This window comes from Pseudomonas sp. SA195 (assembly GCF_054131565.1).
On record NZ_CP096392.1, the window covers coordinates 1,157,572 to 1,175,255 of the forward strand.

At 62.8% G+C, this 17,684-nt stretch carries 16 protein-coding genes; 2 read left to right on the forward strand and 14 right to left on the reverse strand.

The features are described from left to right. Window positions 1–49 precede the first annotated feature (49 nt). The 5 genes from xdhC to M1D78_RS05310 all read right to left on the reverse strand — a co-directional run bounded on the left by xdhC (window position 50) and on the right by M1D78_RS05310 (window position 7,211). Window positions 50–892, reverse strand: coding sequence for a xanthine dehydrogenase accessory protein XdhC (gene xdhC, locus M1D78_RS05290; protein WP_437420243.1), 843 nt, complete (start codon window positions 890–892; stop codon window positions 50–52). Between the two features lie 130 nt (window positions 893–1,022). Then, entirely contained in the window at window positions 1,023–3,413 is a 2,391-nt protein-coding gene (gene xdhB, locus M1D78_RS05295) for a xanthine dehydrogenase molybdopterin binding subunit (protein WP_437420242.1), read from the reverse strand. Then, window positions 3,406–4,845 carry a xanthine dehydrogenase small subunit gene (gene xdhA / locus M1D78_RS05300; protein ID WP_437420241.1) on the reverse strand — a complete coding sequence of 480 codons (1,440 nt, stop codon included), beginning with the start codon at window positions 4,843–4,845 and terminating at the stop codon, window positions 3,406–3,408. The genes xdhB and xdhA overlap by 8 nt, the downstream gene beginning before the upstream one ends. Window positions 4,846–5,012: 167 nt before the next feature. Further along, the gene (locus M1D78_RS05305) at window positions 5,013–5,987 is read right to left on the reverse strand and encodes a 2-oxoglutarate and iron-dependent oxygenase domain-containing protein (protein ID WP_437420240.1); all 975 of its coding nucleotides are present in this window, start codon (window positions 5,985–5,987) and stop codon (window positions 5,013–5,015) included. A gap of 141 nt (window positions 5,988–6,128) precedes the next feature. Continuing rightward, window positions 6,129–7,211 carry a BMP family ABC transporter substrate-binding protein gene (locus M1D78_RS05310; RefSeq protein ID WP_437420239.1) on the reverse strand — a complete coding sequence of 361 codons (1,083 nt, stop codon included), beginning with the start codon at window positions 7,209–7,211 and terminating at the stop codon, window positions 6,129–6,131. A gap of 288 nt (window positions 7,212–7,499) precedes the next feature. Here M1D78_RS05310 and M1D78_RS05315 point away from each other — a divergent pair, with 288 nt between their 5' ends. Continuing rightward, window positions 7,500–8,024: a nucleoside 2-deoxyribosyltransferase gene (locus tag M1D78_RS05315; protein ID WP_437420238.1), complete on the forward strand. Its 525-nt coding sequence runs from the start codon at window positions 7,500–7,502 to the stop codon at window positions 8,022–8,024. On the opposite strand, the gene M1D78_RS05320 is transcribed toward M1D78_RS05315, so the two are convergent. The 6 genes from M1D78_RS05320 to M1D78_RS05345 form a co-directional block, all read right to left on the reverse strand. Continuing rightward, entirely contained in the window at window positions 8,021–9,376 is a 1,356-nt protein-coding gene (locus M1D78_RS05320; RefSeq protein ID WP_437420237.1) for an 8-oxoguanine deaminase, read from the reverse strand. The two genes, M1D78_RS05315 and M1D78_RS05320, sit on opposite strands and share 4 nt — an antisense overlap. 205 nt (window positions 9,377–9,581) lie before the next feature. Beyond that, window positions 9,582–10,283, reverse strand: coding sequence for an ABC transporter ATP-binding protein (locus M1D78_RS05325; protein ID WP_437420236.1), 702 nt, complete (start codon window positions 10,281–10,283; stop codon window positions 9,582–9,584). Between the two features lie 2 nt (window positions 10,284–10,285). Beyond that, entirely contained in the window at window positions 10,286–11,053 is a 768-nt protein-coding gene (livG, locus tag M1D78_RS05330; RefSeq protein WP_437420235.1) for a high-affinity branched-chain amino acid ABC transporter ATP-binding protein LivG, read from the reverse strand. Next, complete coding sequence (locus tag M1D78_RS05335) at window positions 11,050–12,306, reverse strand: high-affinity branched-chain amino acid ABC transporter permease LivM (RefSeq protein WP_437420234.1); 1,257 nt, start codon at window positions 12,304–12,306, stop codon at window positions 11,050–11,052. Before M1D78_RS05335 ends, livG begins: the two co-directional genes overlap by 4 nt. Further along, window positions 12,303–13,226: a high-affinity branched-chain amino acid ABC transporter permease LivH gene (gene livH / locus M1D78_RS05340; RefSeq protein ID WP_437420233.1), complete on the reverse strand. Its 924-nt coding sequence runs from the start codon at window positions 13,224–13,226 to the stop codon at window positions 12,303–12,305. The genes M1D78_RS05335 and livH overlap by 4 nt, the downstream gene beginning before the upstream one ends. 390 nt (window positions 13,227–13,616) lie before the next feature. Then, entirely contained in the window at window positions 13,617–14,735 is a 1,119-nt protein-coding gene (locus M1D78_RS05345) for a branched-chain amino acid ABC transporter substrate-binding protein (RefSeq protein WP_437420232.1), read from the reverse strand. A gap of 199 nt (window positions 14,736–14,934) precedes the next feature. Between M1D78_RS05345 and M1D78_RS05350 the strand changes: the two genes are divergently transcribed. Then, window positions 14,935–15,252: a DUF2288 domain-containing protein gene (locus tag M1D78_RS05350; RefSeq protein ID WP_437420231.1), complete on the forward strand. Its 318-nt coding sequence runs from the start codon at window positions 14,935–14,937 to the stop codon at window positions 15,250–15,252. A gap of 24 nt (window positions 15,253–15,276) precedes the next feature. Here the strand turns inward: M1D78_RS05350 and phnE are convergent, their stop codons facing one another. Genes phnE through M1D78_RS05365 form a run of 3 tightly spaced genes read right to left on the reverse strand, consistent with a single transcriptional unit; the run spans window position 15,277 to window position 17,665 of the window. Then, window positions 15,277–16,044, reverse strand: coding sequence for a phosphonate ABC transporter, permease protein PhnE (phnE, locus tag M1D78_RS05355; protein WP_437420230.1), 768 nt, complete (start codon window positions 16,042–16,044; stop codon window positions 15,277–15,279). After that, window positions 16,041–16,874, reverse strand: coding sequence for a PhnE/PtxC family ABC transporter permease (locus tag M1D78_RS05360; RefSeq protein WP_437420229.1), 834 nt, complete (start codon window positions 16,872–16,874; stop codon window positions 16,041–16,043). The genes phnE and M1D78_RS05360 overlap by 4 nt, the downstream gene beginning before the upstream one ends. Beyond that, complete coding sequence (locus M1D78_RS05365) at window positions 16,868–17,665, reverse strand: phosphonate ABC transporter ATP-binding protein (protein ID WP_437420390.1); 798 nt, start codon at window positions 17,663–17,665, stop codon at window positions 16,868–16,870. Before M1D78_RS05365 ends, M1D78_RS05360 begins: the two co-directional genes overlap by 7 nt. Window positions 17,666–17,684: the final 19 nt, after the last annotated feature.

A 17,684-nucleotide genomic window follows, 5' to 3' on the forward strand; every position in this document is an offset into this window, starting at 1 on the left:
CATCGTAGGCGGTTGCGCATTGACACCGGGAGCAGTGCCGCCTTGCGTATCAGCCCGTTTGTGATCGGCGTGATGCAGGCACGAGCATCGGCACCGGCTTTTCGCCGTCCTGAGCTTTCTCACCAAAGTTGGCGTTGTAGGTGGCGATCACTTCGCCAGCGATGGATACCGCAATTTCGACCGGCAGCTTTCCCTTCACCTCGGCAATACCCATCGGGCAGCGCATGCGTTGCACGGTGTCGGGCTGGAAGCCACGGTCGCGCAGACGGTGTTCGAACTTGGCGCGCTTGCTCTTCGAGCCGATCAGCCCGTAGTAGGTGAAATCGTTACGCTCGAGGATGGCCGCGGTCAGTTCCAGGTCGAGCTGGTGGTTGTGGGTCATGACGATGAAGTAGCTGCCCGCCGGCATCTCGGCCACTTCATCGACGACGTCGTCGTTGACGACTTTTTCCACGCCCGCTGGGATATGGGCCGGGAATTCGTTTTCACGCGAATCGATCCAGCGCACCTTGCACGGCAGGCTGGCAAGCAGCGGCACCAGTGCGCGGCCGACGTGGCCGGCACCGAACACCGCGATATGCGCCTGTGGCTGACCCATGGGCTCGAACAGCAGCACGGTGGCGCCACCGCAGCACTGGCCGAGGCTCGCGCCCAGGGAAAAGCGTTCCAACCGCGTATCACGCACCCGGTTTTCGAGCATCTCGCGGGCAATCGCCTGAGCCTTGTATTCCAGATGGCCGCCGCCGATGGTGTCGTACAGGTGTTCACGACTGACCACCATCTTCGACCCGGCGTTACGCGGCGTCGATCCGCGCTCCTCGATGATGGTCACCAGCACGCAGGGTTCACCTTTGTGTTGCAGCTCGGCGAGGGCGTCGATCCAGCTGTTCATCTCGTTCTCCGATGCCGTATGGCATGCGCGTATTCATGTCGTCGGTGACCGGGTCGCAAGCCGAGCTTGCTCCTACAGGTCGCGGTGGCAAGTTGTAGGAGCAGGCTCTGCCTGCGACCGGTGCAGCGCGTCAGGCCGGGGTGGTTTCCGTGGCGCTTGGCACCGCCGCGGTCCGCTTCAGCTTGCGCATCTGCTCCACGCCCCAGAGCACCCGTTCGGGCGTCGCCGGCGCGTCGATCTTCGGCTGGGCCTTGTAGTCCGCCAGGCTGGCGACGGCATCCTTGATCGCACACCAGACCGAGATGCCGAGCATGAACGGCGGCTCGCCGACGGCCTTGGAGTGGAACACGGTGTCCTCCGGATTCTTGCGGTTTTCCACCAGCTTGACCCGCAGATCCAGCGGCATGTCCGCCACCGCCGGCACCTTGTAACTCGCCGGGCCGCTGGTCATCAGCTTGCCCTTGTCGTTCCACACCAGCTCTTCCATGGTCAGCCAGCCCATGCCCTGGACGAAGCCGCCCTCTACCTGGCCGATGTCGATGGCCGGGTTCAGCGAGGCGCCGACGTCATGCAGGATGTCGCTGCGCAGCATCTTGTACTCGCCGGTCAGGGTGTCGACGATCACCTCCGAGCACGCCGCGCCGTAGGCAAAGTAGTAGAACGGCCGGCCGCGTGCCTGGCTGCGGTCGTAGTAAATCTTCGGCGTGCGGTAGAAGCCGGTGGACGACAGCGAAATTTGGCCGAAATAGGCCTGCTGGATCAGTTCGTCGAACGACACGTACAGGTCACGAATGCGCACCTGACCGTTCTTGAACTCGACGTCTTCTTCAGTGACTTGATAGTGCCGCGCAGCAAACTCGATCAGGCGCTGCTTGATGGTCTGCGCTGCATTTTGCGCCGCCTTGCCGTTCAGGTCGGTGCCGCTGGACGCAGCGGTTGGCGACGTGTTCGGCACCTTGTCGGTATTGGTGGCGGTAATCTGGATGCGGTTTATGTCGACTTGGAACACCTCGGCCACGACCTGCGCGACCTTGGTGTTCAGGCCCTGGCCCATCTCGGTGCCGCCATGGTTCAGGTGGATGCTGCCGTCGGTGTAGACGTGCACCAGCGCGCCGCCCTGGTTAAGGAAGCTGGCAGTAAAGCTGATGCCGAACTTCACTGGGGTCAGTGACAGACCCTTCTTCAAAATCGGGCTCTTGGCATTGAACGCGCGGATCTCTTCGCGGCGCTTGGCGTACTCGCTGCTGGCCTCGAGCTCGGCGGTCATCTCCTCAAGCATGTTGTGCTCGACGGTCTGGTAGTACGGGGTGACGTTGCGCTCGGTCTTGCCGTAGTAGTTGCGCTTGCGCACCTCTAGCGGGTCCTTGCCCAGCTCGCGCGCAACCGTGTCCATGATCTCCTCGATGGCAACCATGCCTTGCGGGCCGCCGAAACCGCGGTAAGCGGTGTTGGAGGCCAGGTTGGTCTTGCAGCGATGGCCGTTGATGGTGGCGTCGCCCAGGTAATACGCATTGTCCGAGTGGAACATGGCGCGGTCGACGATGGAGCCGGAGAGGTCCGGCGAGTAGCCGCAGTTGCCGGCCAGGTCGATCTCGATGCCATGCACCAGGCCGTCGTCATCGAAGCCGACGTCGTACTCGACGTAGAAGGGGTGACGCTTGCCGGTCATGGTCATGTCTTCCATGCGCGGCAGACGCATCTTGGTCGGGCGGCCGGTGAGGTGCGCGATCACGGCGCACATGCACGCTGGGCCGGCGGCCTGGGTTTCCTTGCCGCCGAAGCCGCCGCCCATGCGGCGCATGTCGATGACGATCTTGTTCATCGAGACGCCTAGTACTTCGGCGACCAGCTTCTGCACCTCGGTGGGGTTCTGCGTGGAGGTGTAGACGATCATGCCGCCGTCTTCGGTGGGCATGACCGACGAAACCTGGGTTTCCAGATAGAAGTGTTCCTGTCCGCCGATGTGCAGGCTGCCCTGCAGGCGACGCGGGGCGGTGGCCAGCGCGCCACTGGAATCGCCACGCTTGTGGGTATGGCTGTCGAGTACGAAGTGCTTCTTGCGCAGCGCATCGACCACGTCGATCACCGGCTCCAGGTCTTCGTATTCGATGATCGCGGCCATGGCCGCTTTGCGCGCGGTTTCCAGGCTGTCGGCGGCGACGGCGATCACAGGCTGGCCGACATACTCGACTTTGCCATCGGCCAACAACGGGTCACCGGGCATGACTGCGCCAATGTCCAGTTGACCCGGCACGTCCTGCGCCGTGATGGCGATGGCCACGCCCGGAATCTGGTAGCAGGGCGCGGTGTCGATGCGCACGATGCGCGCGTGGGCACGGTCGCTCATGCGGGCATAGACGTGCAGCTGATTGGGGAATTCCAGGCGGTCGTCGACATACACCGCCTCGCCAGTGACATGCTTGGGCGCGCTGTCATGCTTGACGCTGCGGCCGACGCCAGTGATCAGGTCCTGCTTGAACAGGGCGGCGATTTCTTCCTGGGTTTTGGTTGGCTTATGCATAGGAAGTGACCCTCGTCTCGTACGCCGGCGCTTGTTGTTCGTGGAAGCATTTGCGCAGCAGGTTCTGTGCGACCAGCAGGCGGTATTCGCGGCTGGCTCGGAAGTCGGTCAGTGGCGTGAAGTCGCTCTCCAGCGCCTCGCAAGCTCGCTCGATGGTGTCGGCAGTAAACGGCGCGCCGATCAGTGCGCGCTCGCAGGTCACTGCACGTTTTGGAATGGCCGCCATGCCGCCGAAGGCCACCCGGGCATCGTCGATCAGACCGTCTTCGAGCTTTAGGTCGAAGGCTGCACAAACGGCGGAGATGTCATCGTCTAGGCGCTTGGACACCTTGTAGGCGCGGAACAGCTGGTTCGGCTGGGCGCGCGGCACGATGATCTTCTCGATGAATTCACCTTGCTCGCGAGCGGTGACCTTGTAGTCGATGAAGTAATCCTGCAGCAGCAGGGTGCGGCTGTTGTTGCCTTTGCGCAGCACGACTTGCGCACCCAGCGCGATCAGCAGGGGTGGCGAATCGCCGATGGGCGAGGCGTTGCCGATGTTGCCGCCCAGGGTGCCCTGGTTGCGGATCTGCAAGGAGGCGAAGCGGTGCAGCAGCTCGCCGAAGTCCGGGTATTCCTTCGCCAGCACTTCATAGCAATCGGTCAGCGGAGTGGCGGCGCCGATCTCGATGCCCTTGTCGGTGACTTCGACCTTCTTCATCTCGGCGATGTGGCCGACGTAGATCATCACCGGCAGTTCGCGGTGGAACTGGGTGACTTCCAGGGCGAGGTCGGTACCACCCGCGAGCAGGCGGGCGTCCGGGTTGGCGCTGTAGATGTCAGCCAGATCGCCTACGGTCAGCGGCGACAGGCAGCGCTTGTCGCCGCTGTTCAACTCGGCGGTTTCGCGGGGTTCGATGGCCTTCAGTTGGGCGACGGTTTCGGCCTCACGCGCATCGAACTGGTCCGGCTGCTTTCCGCAGCAGGCCTGCTCGGCAGCCTCCAGGATCGGACGGTAGCCGGTGCAGCGGCAGAGGTTGCCGGCGAGGGCTTCATGGGTGTCGGCTTTGTCGAAACCGTCCGCTGATTTCTGCAGGGCGAACAGGCTCATGACGAAGCCCGGTGTGCAGAAGCCGCATTGCGAGCCGTGGCAGTCGACCATGGCTTGCTGAACGCTGTGCAGCTGCCCCTGGTGCTTGAGGTCTTCGACGGTGATCAGCTGTTTGCCGTGCAAGGCGCTGACGAAGGTCAGGCACGAATTGAGCGTGCGGTAGCGCAGGCGGTCACCGTCCAGCTCACCGACCACGACGGTGCAGGCACCGCAGTCACCGGAAGCGCAACCTTCTTTGGTGCCGGACTTGCCGCGATGTTCGCGCAGGTATTCCAGCACGGTGGTATTCGGATCGAGTGTCTGCTCACGGCGCAGTTCTCGATTGAGAAGAAACTGGATCAAGGCGGGCCTCCGGGGCTTATTGTTCTGGGCTCTGGCGGTGGAAATTAGCGGTATCTGACTTTTCGGTCAACTAATTCCTGACTCCAAAGTCAATGCGGCCGACGAGCGCATCCCAGGGATGGCGCCCACAACGTGCCATCCCGGGGTGAACAGGGCTTGAGTGTGGCTCAGGCGGGCAGAGGTTGCTGCTCGCGGCGATAGGCGTAGGTCTCGGCAAAGCGCGACAGCATGTACTGGCTGCACGTCGTGGCCGGGTACTTCGGTGGATTGTCCGCGCTATGGCAACCCGGCAGGCAAGCGATTTCGGTGTCCGGATGCGGCTCGGCAAAGAACGGCATCGAGTAACGATCCACACCCAGCGGGCTGATCACACGGTGCGGCGTCGACTTGTACCGGTCGTTGCTCCAGCGCGCCATCATGTCACCGATGTTGACCACGTAAGTGCCCTCGATGGCTGGCGCGTCGATCCACTCACCCTTGACGTTCTGTACCTGCAGACCGCCGGCCGAGTCCTGATGGAGCAGGGTGACGCAACCGTAATCGGTGTGCGCGCCAGCGCCTTGCTGATCTGCGCTAGTGGCGGTCTGTCGCGGCGGGTAATGAATCATACGGAACACGCTGATGGGCTCGACGAAGCGCTTGTCGAAGAAGTCCCGCTCGATACCCAGTGCCATGGCGATGGCGCGCAGCAGGGTACAGGCCAGCGCCTGCATGTCCTGATAGTGCGCCTCCAGCAAGGGTTGCCAGGTCTCAAGCTGCGCCGGGTGGCGATTAGGGCCGCGTAGTGGTTTGCCGGCGAGCACGTCGGGATGGTCCGCGGGCATGTGAAAACCCATGTCGAAGGTTTCCTTCAGGTCGCACGGCTGGTTTGGGTCCAGCTGCTCCGTGGCGACAGCGCCGTAACCGCGGTGGTGCTGGCTCTTTGTGATATCGATCTCGAGCTTTTGCTCGGTCGGCAGGGCGAAGAAGCGCTTCGCATGTGCGGTCAGCTCGGTAATTCGTTCTGCGCTGATGGGGTGCCCCTTGATATAGAAGAAACCCCAATCGCGGCAGGCGCGATCAATCTGTTCGGCTACCTCAAGATGGCCCGCCTCGTTGTTACGGTACAGCGGGGAGATATCGATGATGGGCAATGCGTTCATGGTTGACTCCGCAATACGCGCCGCCGGTCTTCTCGTACCGGCGGCCTTCGGGGGTGGTGCCCCCTTGCGTGCGGTTCGCCCGGAGGCGGGACGGCACGCAATGTCCGCCAGGCACCGACGTTTCGCCGGTGCCTATTGCCTTCACTTAGGCATATCAGCCTTGATGCCTTCGACGTAGTAGTTCATCGACGCCAGGTCGCCATTCGAGGCGGTCTGACCTTCGGCGATGCGCACCTGGCCGGCTTGATCCTTGATCGGGCCGGTAAACGGGTGGAATTCGCCGCTCTTGATGCTGGCGATGATCTGCTCGGCTTCGGTCTTCACGTCAGCAGGGACCAGGTCGCTGATCGGCAGGCTGATGGTGTCCTCGGCCAGGCCGCCCCAGAAGTCCTCGGATTTCCAGTTGCCGGCCATTACTGCTTCAGCCGATTTGGTGTAGTGAGGGCCCCAATCGTTGACGATGGAGGTCAGTACGGCCTTGGGCCCGAAGTGCGCCATGTCCGAGGCGTAGCCGACGGAGTAGACACCACGGCGCTCGGCGGCCTGAATCGGTGCTGGGCTGTCAGTGTGCTGGAAGATCACGTCAGCGCCCTGGTCGATCAGCGCGTTGGCCGCATCGGCCTCCTTGCCCGGATCGAACCAGGAGTTGACCCACACCACCTTGATTTCGGTGCCGGGGTTGTACTTGTCCAGGGCCAGTTGGATGGCGTTGATGTCACGGATCACTTCCGGGATCGGGAACGAAGCGACGTAGCCGATCTTCTTGCTCTTGGTCATCTTTGCGGCAAGGAAGCCGCCGACGTAACGGCCTTCATAGGAGCGCGACAGGTAGGTGCCGAGATTCTTCGCCTGCTTGTAGCCGGTGGCGTGCTCGAAGGTTACCTTGGGGAATTGCTTGGCAACCTTCACGGTCGGGTTCATGTAGCCGAAGGAGGTGGTGAACACCAGGTCATAGCCGCTCTTGGCCATGTTGCGGATAACACGCTCGGCGTCGGCGCCTTCGGGCACGTTCTCGACGAAGTTCGCTTCGACCTTGTCGCCAAGCTTTTCCATCATGTACTGGCGACCCATCTCGTGCTGGTAGGTCCAGCCGTGGTCGCCGATGGGGCCGATGTAGACGAAGCCGACTTTTAGCGGATCGGCTGCCACGGCGGATAGCGCAGTGGTCAGGCCAACGGCCGCGGCGATACCGCGCAGCAGGGATTTCCTTGTGGTGTTCTGCATTTGAGTTGTCGCTCCATGGTGCATGTCTTTTATAGGTCCGCCGTGAGGCTGCCTGATCGACTGCAAAAAACTGACCAACTGGACAGAAGTCGACAGGTTTCGGCAGGCAGGCAGAACTCGCGACGAGGCGTGGGCAGGTCCGATTCGCCGCGGTGCAGGCGCAGCACTATATGCCACAGGTTGGTGCATCGGCGCCGCGTTTTTTACGCGTCGGCCAATGCCCGGTGCGCCCTGTATAGTGGCTGGCCGCGGGTCCGCGGGCGGGCCCGCGCGCTCGAAATCAATCGGATGGATGTCATGACACAAGCGATCTACATCGCCGGCCCCGGCGTGTTCCGCCCCGATGCAATCGAGCATGGTGAACGCCTCAAGGCGATGTGCGCCGAGTTCGGCTTCGTCGGGCTCTACCCACTGGACAAGCATGTGCCGGAAGGCATCGTAACGCCATGCGAGCAGGCCGCCTGGATCTATCGCGCCAACCTCCAGTTGCTGAAACAGGCCGATGCCGTGCTCGCCGATTTGAACTTCTTTCGCGGCGGCGAGCCGGACAGCGGCACCAGCTTCGAGGTGGGTTATGCCGTTGCCCTGGGCAAACCGGTGTATGGCTACCTGGACGGCGAGGGCAGCTATGCCGAGCGGCTGCGGCAGGCACACCCGCAGCTGTGTGGACTCCCCGGCGTCGACTGCGACGGTTTGCAACTCGAAGCCTTCGACTTACCGCTCAACCTGATGCTCGCCGTGCCCGCCAGATTGAGTGTCGGCGGGCCGCGCGAGGCATTGAAGCGGATGGTTGAAGAGTTGCGCCGACCTTAACCCGCAATCAGCTGGCGTGCCGCCTGACGGTGGTCGGCGATCAGCCCCGCTACATCCAGCCCCTCGATCTGGCCTTCAATGACCCGCCATTGGCCCCCGATCATTACCCGGTCTGCGCGCTCCGCGCCGCACAGCAAAAGCGCTGAGATCGGGTCGTGGCTGCCGGAGAAACGCAGCTCGTCAAGCTTGAACAGCGCCAGGTCGGCCTGTTTGCCGACTGCCAGTTCGCCCACGTCGCTTCGACCCAACAACCGCGCCGAGCCGCGCGTGGCCCAGTCCAGCACCCGCTGCGGCGTGATCTGTTCGGCGCCGTAGCGAAGACGCTGAATGTAAAGCGCCTGGCGTGCTTCGAGCATCAAGTTGGAGGCGTCGTTGGACGCCGAGCCATCCACGCCCAGGCCGATGGGCGCACCTGCTGCTTCCAGCGCGAGCGTCGGGCAGATTCCCGAGGCGAGGCGCATGTTCGAGCTGGGGCAATGGCAGATGCCGGTCCCAGCGGCGCCCAGGCGGGCAATCTCTTCTTCATTGAAATGAATGCCGTGGGCTAGCCAGGTTCGGCTGGACAGCCAGCCAACGCTGTCGAGGTAATCCACGGTGCGCAGGCCAAAGCGCTGCTTGCAGAAGTCTTCTTCATCAAGGGTTTCGGCCAGATGGGTATGCAGGCGAACATCGTGGTAGTCTGCGAGTGCCGCGCTGGCGCGCATGATCTCCGGGGTGACCGAGAAGGGCGAACACGGCGCCAGGGCGATCTGGATCTGCGCCCCTGCGCCGCGCTCGTGGTATCTCGCGATCAGGCGTTCGCTGTCGGCCAGGATGGCCTCGGCGGTCTGTACGGTCTGTTGCTGTGGCAAACCACCATCCGCTTCGCCCAGGCTCATGGAGCCACGGGTCAGCATGGCGCGCATACCCAATTCGCGGACAGCGTCAATCTCCACATCGATGGCGTTTTCGAGGCCGTCCGGGAAGAGGTAGTGGTGATCCGCCGCGGTAGTGCAGCCGGAAAGAAGCAGTTCGGCCAGCGCCACCTTGCTGGCGAGCTTCAGGCGGTCCGGCGTGAGCCGCGCCCACACCGGATAGAGCGTCTTGAGCCAGGGAAACAAGGGCTGGTTGACCACCGGCGCCCAGGCGCGGGTGAGGGTCTGGTAGAAGTGGTGGTGGGTATTGATCAAGCCCGGCAGCACGACGTGCTCGTGGGCGTCGAAGGTATTGTCGACCGGCGCCGAGGGCGTCTGTCCGGCATCGAGCAATTCCACGATGATGCCGCCTTCGATGACGAGTCCACCGGAGGCGGTCTGGTCATTGGCGGTGTGAATGGCGAGGGGGTTCTTGATCCAAACGCGGCTGGCTGTCATGGCCGGCTTCTCCTGAGTTGAGTTCAGAAATGAGCCAGCTCAGTTATGCCCTGTCTGCTGATCCAGGTGCATGTGCGTGCTCCACACATGCCGAGCGCACCATAACGGTAGGCGGGAGAGTTGTCACGAGCTTGGTTCGATGCCTCGTGCCCATGTCCTAACACGAACCCGCTATTAGGACAGGGCACAGGCTCGACTGGGTTTGTCAGCCTCCCAGGTAGGCGTCGCGGACTTTCGGGTTGACCAGCAATTCTTCACCGCTGCCCTGCATGACGATGTGACCGTTCTCCAGCACATAGCCGCGGTCGGCCAGCTTAAGCGCCTGGTTGGCGTTCTGCTCGACCAGGAAGATGGTCACCCCATCTTCGCGCAGCTGTTCGATGATCTCGAAGATCTGCTGGATGATGATCGGTGCCAGACCCAGCGATGGCTCGTCGAGCAACAGCAGCTTGGGCTTGCTCATCAGCGCCCGCGCAATGGCCAGCATCTGCTGCTCGCCACCGGACATGGTGCCGCCGCGCTGATGGAAGCGCTCCTTCAGGCGCGGGAACAGGGACAAGGCCTTGTCCAGCTGCTCCTGGAAATCCGCCTTGCTGGTGAAGAACCCGCCCATGGCGAGGTTTTCCTCGACGGTGAGGCGGGCGAAGATGCGCCGCCCCTCGGGCACCACGGCAATGTCCTTGCGCATGATGTCGCAGGTTTGCTTACCGACCAGCTCCTCGCCTTCGAAGCGGATGCTGCCTTCGGCTGCCATGGGCGTGCCGCAAAGCGTCATCAGCAGGGTCGACTTGCCGGCGCCGTTCGCGCCGATCAGCGTCACGATTTCGCCCTTGCGGACCTCGACATTGACGTTGTGTAGCGCCTGGATCTTGCCGTAGAAGGTCGAGACGTTTTCGAAATACAGCATGGTTACGCCTCTCCCAGATAGGCTTTGATCACGTCCGGATTGTCGCGAATCTGCTCGGGCGTGCCGTCGGCCAACGGACAGCCCTGGTTGATCACGACGATGTGGTCGGAAATGCTCATTACCAACTTCATGTCATGCTCGATCAGCAGCACGGTCACGTTGTGCTGGTCACGCAGCATGCCGATCAGCGCCTTGAGATCCTCCGTTTCCTTGGGATTCAGGCCGGCGGCTGGCTCGTCGAGCATGAGAATGCGCGGGCGCGTCATCATGCAGCGGGCAATTTCAAGGCGCCTCTGCTGGCCGTAGGCGAGGGTACCGGCGGGGCGATTGGCGACGTCGGTCAGGTTGACCTGCTCGAGCCAGTGCGCGGCGAAATCCATTGCCTCGTGCTCGCTCTTGCGGAAGGCTTTGGTCTTCAGCAGCCCGGACAGAAAGCCTGTATTGAGGTGACGATGCTGGGCGACCAGCAGGTTCTCCACGGCTGTCATGTCCTTGAACAGGCGGACGTTCTGGAAGGTACGGACGACGCCCTTGCGCGCGATCTTGTGGCCGGACAAGCCCTCGATTGCCTCGCCCTCGAGCAGGATCTTGCCCGCGGTCGGCTGATAGAAGCCGGTCAGGCAGTTGAATACCGTGGTCTTTCCGGCGCCATTCGGGCCGATCATCGAGACCACTTGTTTTTCGTGAACGGTCAGGCCCACCCCATTGACGGCCAGCAGGCCGCCGAAGCGCATGGTCAGGCCGCTTACTTCTAGAATCGGGCGGCTCATCGCTTCAGCTCCAGGTGGGGGCGTTGCATGGGCAGCAGGCCCTGCGGACGCCAGATCATCATCAGCACCATCATGGCGCCGAACATCAGCATGCGGTACTCGCTGAACTCACGCATCAGTTCAGGCAACAGGATCATCACGATGGCGGCGAGAATCACCCCCAGCTGCGAGCCCATGCCGCCCAGCACCACGATGGCGAGGATGATGGCCGATTCGATGAACGTGAAGGATTCCGGTGAAACCAGGCCCTGGCGCGCGGCGAAGAAGCTGCCGGCGAAACCGGCGAAGGTGGCGCCGAGGGTGAAGGCCGAAAGCTTGATCACGGTGGGGTTCATGCCCAGCGCGCGACAGGCGATCTCGTCTTCGCGCAGTGCTTCCCAGGCGCGGCCGATCGGCATGCGCAGCAGACGGTTGATCACGAACAGGGTCAGCAGCACCAGCAGCAGGGCGATCAGGTAGAGGAAGATCACCTTGTTGATCGAGCTGTAGTCGATGCCGAAGAACTCGTGGAAGGTCTGCATGCCCTCGGCGGCGCGGCGGTCGAAGGTCAGGCCGAAGAGGGTCGGCTTGTCGATACCGCTGATGCCGTTCGGGCCGCCGGTGATGTCCGTCATGTTGCGCAGCAAGAGCCGGATGATCTCACCGAAACCCAGGGTCACGATGGCCAGGTAGTCACCGCGCAGTCGCAGCACCGGGAAGCCCAGCAGGAAACCGAACAGCGCTGCCATGGCGCCGGCGATCGGCAGACTGAGCCAGAAGCCGAAACCGTAGTAGTGCGACAGCAAGGCGTAGGTGTAGGCACCGACTGCGTAGAAGCCGACGTAGCCCAGATCCAGCAGCCCTGCGAGGCCGACCACGATGTTCAGGCCCAGGCCGAGCATGACGTAGATCAGAATCAGCGTGGCGATGTCCACCGCGCCGCGCGAGCCGAAGAACGGCCAGGCGAGAGCGACCAAGATCATTGCGATGATGATGTAGCGCTGGGTCGAGGGCAGGGTCAGGAAGTTGCCGGCACCGGCGGGCACGGTTGGCAGGCTGGGGCTTGCGGCCCAGCCTGCGGCCAGGTGATGACGGAACAGCTGCCAGACGAACATGGCCACGGCACAGGCCGCGATGATCCAGAAAGTCTCCATGTCCGCGCCGTGTACTTCTAGGCGGATGCCGACGGTGGTGAGCTTCAGGCCGAATACCGGCACCGCCACCGCGAACACCAATAGCGCGCTGAAGAAGGCGGTTCGTAGATTGCGCGTCATACCTTTTCGACCTCCGGGCGACCCAGGATGCCGGTCGGGCGGAACAGCAGGACCAGCACCAGCAGGCTGAAGGCCACGACGTCCTTGTACTGGTCGCCGAAGATGTCGGCACCGAACGCTTCGGCCACGCCGAGTACCAGGCCGCCGAGCATGGCGCCCGGAATGCTGCCGATGCCGCCAAGCACCGCGGCAGTGAACGCCTTGATACCGGCCAGGAAGCCGATGTGCGGGTTGATTACGCCGTATTGCATGCTGATCAGCACGGCAGCGATGGCCGCCAATGCCGCGCCGATGACGAAGGTCAGCGCAATGATGCTGTTCGTGTTGATGCCGAGCAGATTGGCCATCTTGAGGTCTTCAGCGCAGGCGCGGCAGGCACGACCCAGGCGAGAACGAGAGATGAACACGGTCAGGCCCAGCATCGCCACGATGGTGACGATGAAAATCAGCACCTGCATGTAGGAGATGACGACGCCGTTCATAGCACTTTCACCAAAGATGAAATTCCCAGGCATCAGGTTTGGGATGGCTTTGTCCTTGGAGTCCTGCGACAGGAGCACCACGTTCTGCAGGAAGATCGACATGCCGATCGCCGAAATCAGCGGAATCAGCCGGTTACTGCCGCGTAGCGGCCGGTACGCAACCCGTTCGATGCTGTAGCCGTAGGCGCTGGTGACGATCATGGCCGCCGCGAACGCACCGATCATCAGGATCGGAAGCGAATCGAGCCCCATCATTGTCAGCCCGACGATGGCGATGAAGGTGACGTAGGAACCGATCATGTACACCTCGCCATGGGCGAAGTTGATCATGCCGATGATCCCGTAAACCATGGTGTAGCCGATGGCTATCAAGGCATAGGTGCTGCCAACGGTCAGGCCGTTGATCAGCTGTTGAAAGTAGTGGTAGAGCTCAGGCATTACATTCTCCTGAACACTGCAGCCCGTGCTGGCAGACCGTTTGACGACCTTGGCCGTTAACAGGCATCGCTGGGAAGGTATCGCTATCGAACCAGTCGCCCGGTGCGGGAATCGCTTACCTGTCCGCTTCGCTTTGCCTGCTGCGCCTGTGTCCTCAATGGCTTGCCCAACCGTCCGTGCGGACCTGCTTCGAACACGCGGCATGGAGAATGCGGCGCCAAGGGCAGGTGCGGATCACGCACTCGCCGGTTCGAGCGGGCCAGCTGTCAGGCCTCTCGCTTGGATGCAAGTGTTGCTGGGGCGTCCCGTGCTTGTGGCCGGGTTGGCCCCGATCAGCTAAAACAAAGCCCACAGCGGATGCCGTGGGCTTCGGGTCGGTTGGTCAAGGGTTCACTTGGCTTCGGTCTTGGTGCCGTCCTGGTGCCATTCGTAAACCACGAAGTTGAAGTCCTTCAGGTCACCCTTCTCGTCGAACGAGAGGTTGCCCGTCGGGGTATCGAAGGTGTTGCTGCGCAGGGCCTCGGCAACCTTGTCGGTGTCGGTACTGCCGGCCTTCTCGATGCCTTCGGCAATGACCTGCACGGCCGCGTAGGCCGGGAACACGAACGGGCCGCTCGGGTCCTGATTCTTCGCCTTGAACGCGTCGACCAGCTTCTGGTTGCGCGGATCCTGGTCGAAGGACTTGGGCAGGGTCACCAGCAGGCCTTCGGAAGCCGGGCCGGCGATGGCGGAGATTTCCTTGTTGCCAACGCCTTCCGGGCCCATGAAGCGGACGTTCAGGCCGCGCTCCTTGGATTGGCGCAGCAGCAGGCCCAGTTCCGGGTGGTAGCCGCCGTAGTAGACGAAGTCGACGCCTTCCTGCTTGAGCTTGGAAATCATCGAAGAGAAGTCCTTGTCACCGGCGTTGATGCCTTCGAACAGGCCGACCTTGATCCCTTTCTTCTCCAGGGTTTCCTTCACGGCCGTTGCGATGCCTTCGCCGTACTGCTGCTTGTCATGGATGACGGCGACGTTCTTCGGCTTGATGGTGTCGGCGATGAAGTTGCCGGCGGTGGGGCCCTGCAGGCTGTCCAGGCCGATGGTGCGGAAGATCAGCTCGTAGCCGCGGGAGGTGATGTCCGGGCTGGTGGAGGCCGCGGTGATCATCAGGATGCCTTCGTCCTCGTAGATGTCCGAGGCCGGCTGGGTCGAGCTGGAGCACAGGTGCCCGACCACGAAGCGGACGTCATCGTTGACGATCTTGTTGGCGACGGCTACGGCCTGCTTCGGGTCGCACGCGTCGTCATAGACCACGCCTTCGAGCTTCTGACCATCGACGCCCCCGTCGTTGTTGATCTGCTCGATGGCCATCTGGGCCCCGATGAACTGCATGTCGCCGTACTGAGCGACTGCCCCGGTGACTGGGCCAGCCAGCCCGATCTTGATGGTGTCGGCTGCCAGGGTGTAGCTCGCTGCCCCCGTCATTGCAATGGCCAGGAAAATCTTGGAAAGACGCTGCTTGGTCTTCATACGTGCTCCACTTGCATCATTATTGTTTGGATCCTGCGGGCTGCAGTGTCGTTAAGGGCTCATCGTCCCCAAACGGTACGGCAACTGTACCGGCACAGTGTAGAAGCGTCAGCACCTGTTTGCACAGTCAGGATTCCATCCGTTTGATGACTTTCACCCGGGCGCTATGATTGCGCCCTTTTCGAGACGGGTGAACTTCATGAGCGACGATTCAAGCACTCTCTATGCCAAGCTGCTGGGCGAGACGGCGGAGATTAGCTGGCAGGAGCTGCAGCCCTTCTTTGCCCGCGGTGCTCTGTTGAGGGTTGAGAGTGACTTCGACTTGATCGAGGCGGCGCTCGCGGTTGCGCAGGATGATCGAGACAAGGTTTGTGCCTGGCTAACGTCCGGCCAGCTCTCCAAGCTCGATACAGAGCACGCGCAGGATTGGCACGCACGTGACCCGTCGCTCTGGGCGGTGGTGGTCAGGCCTTGGGTATTGGTTCAGGAAAGGGCATCCCGACCGGAGCTGCACTGAATCGGAACAGTAGCCAGGGTCTCGCTATGCCCGTACCCAACGCATGCGCGCCCATCCGCTCGCGGCGTCAACGACCAGAACCATTAGCAGCATGGCGAGAATGACGGTCGCGGCCTGGGCCTGCTGGAACAGGCTCAGACTCATATACAGCATCTGACCCAGCCCGCCTGCCCCGACGAACCCGAGCACACTGGCCATGCGGATGTTGTTTTCCCAGCGGTACAGGCTGTAGGCCACCAACTGCGGCCACAGCAGGGGCAAGGTGCCATAGCAGAACGCATTGATCTGTCCGCTCCCGGTTAGACGCAGGGCCTCGCTCGGCGCTTCTGGCGTGTTTTCCAACGCTTCGGCGAACAGGCGTCCAAGTACCCCAGCGGTATGCAGGGCCAGAGCAAGGGTACCCGCATTGGGTCCCAGGCCTGCTGCGAGCACCATCAGGGCTGCCCAGACCAGCTCCGGAATGGCACGAAGGGCATTGAGTAGCAGCCGAGACGCTGCTTTGCCCAGGCGGCCGAAACGACCCGATGCGGGCAGAGCCAAGACCAGCCCGAGCATCGCGGCGAGTAAAGTGCCGATCGCCGACATCGCGAGCGTCTCCAGCGCCCCTTGGCCAGTGGCGTATAGATGTTCCGCAGAAAAGTCAGGCGCGAAGAAACCGGTGGCGTAGTCGGCCATCCCCGCCAGGCCATCGGCACTCAACACCGCGGCGGTATCCAGCTGTAGATAGGCAAAGGACGCGATCACGGCGGAAATCAAGAGTAGCGGCAAGGAAACGCGCGACAGGAATTTCATGCGAACCTCCGACGCAATGCCTGGCTGATGGCATCGGCCAGCAACACCAGCAGGAGGAATGTCAGCAACATGGCCGCAACCTCGCCGCCAGCGAACATGCGCATCGACAGGTCCATCTGCTGACCCAGGCCGCCGGCTCCAACGAATCCCATCACTACCGATGCGCGTATTGCGCATTCCCAGCGGTACACGCCGTAAGAAAGCATTTCTCCGCTGGCCTCCGGCAGGATGCCGTACGCGAACGCCTGTATGCGCGGTGCGCCCGCGCCAATCAGCGCGCGGCAGGGAAGCGGGTCGACCGATTCGAAGATTTCCGCATAGACCTTACCGAGCATCCCGGCATAGGTGATGGCGATCGCCAGCACACCGGCCGTCGGTCCGAGCCCCACGGCGCGCACGAACAGCAACGCCCAGACGATTTCCGGCACGCTACGAAGCACGATCAGCAAAGCCCGGACCGGCCAGCGCAGCGCCTCACCCAGCAGGTGCGGGCGGCCCCCGCGGCTAATCGCCGAGACCGACAGCACCCGCGTGGCCAGCAGAGCGCAGGGGAGGGCGACGAGCAATGCCAGGGTCATGCCGGCGGTTGCGATGGCCAGGGTCTCCAGCGTCGCTCGCAACAGCAGAGCGAGAAATTCTGGCTCATGCGCAGGTGGCCAGAAACCCGAAAGAAAAGCGCCCATGGTGTCGGCATTGCTGCCGTCGAAGAGTACGCCTACGTCCAGCTCGCTCAGCCAAACGCCTGGCCAGAGCAGCAACACGGTCAGCAATGTCAGCGCAAGCCGGGAGAATGCGGCCGGGTCACGAGGCGCCCGCTCCTGATTCAGCATCGTGGCACGTGCAGCCGGTGCTGAACTGGCGCCATCGAGGGCGTTGCACCCGTCAGTTGTTCGTTGGCGTAGAGCGCATCGAGCTCTGCGGGGCTGACCTGGCTGGCCGGTTTGTCGAACAGAATTCGGCCGCCCCGCACGCCGATCACGCGCGGAAAGTAGTTCATCGCCATCTCGACTGCATGCAGGCTCGCCAATAGCGTTGCCCCTCGCTGGCGCGCGTCCTCGCTGAGCACACCGAGGGCATGGCGAGCGAGGATCGGGTCCATCGCAGAAACGGGTTCATCGGCTAGCATCAGGTCGGGTCGCTGATAGAGCACGCGGGCGATGCCAACGCGCTGCAGCTGGCCACCAGAGAGCTGATCGCAACGTTCATAGAGCTTGTCCGCGAGGTCCAGCCGAGCAAGCGCCTCGGCTGCACCCACACTGTCGAGCGGGTGGATCAGGCTCATCAGGCTGCGACCGAGCGACCACTCGCCCAGCCTGCCGGCAAGCACCGCGGTGACCACCCGCTGCCGAGGTGGCAACGGTGGCGCCTGGTGAATCATGCCGATGCGCGTGCGCAGACGACGTCGGGCCGAGGCAGACATCCGCCAGGGTTCGCAGTCAAGCAGTTCCAACTGCCCTAGCTGGGGGCGCAAGTGACTGGCGATGAGGCGCAGCAAGGTGGTCTTGCCAGCGCCGGACGGCCCGATGATCGCCACACGCTCGCCAGGCGCGACGCTCAGCTCGATTTCGTTCAGCACCGCCTGGCCGCCAGCGTGGCGAAAGCCGACCCCGGACAGGCGCAGCGCGGCTGGCGTGCCGGAT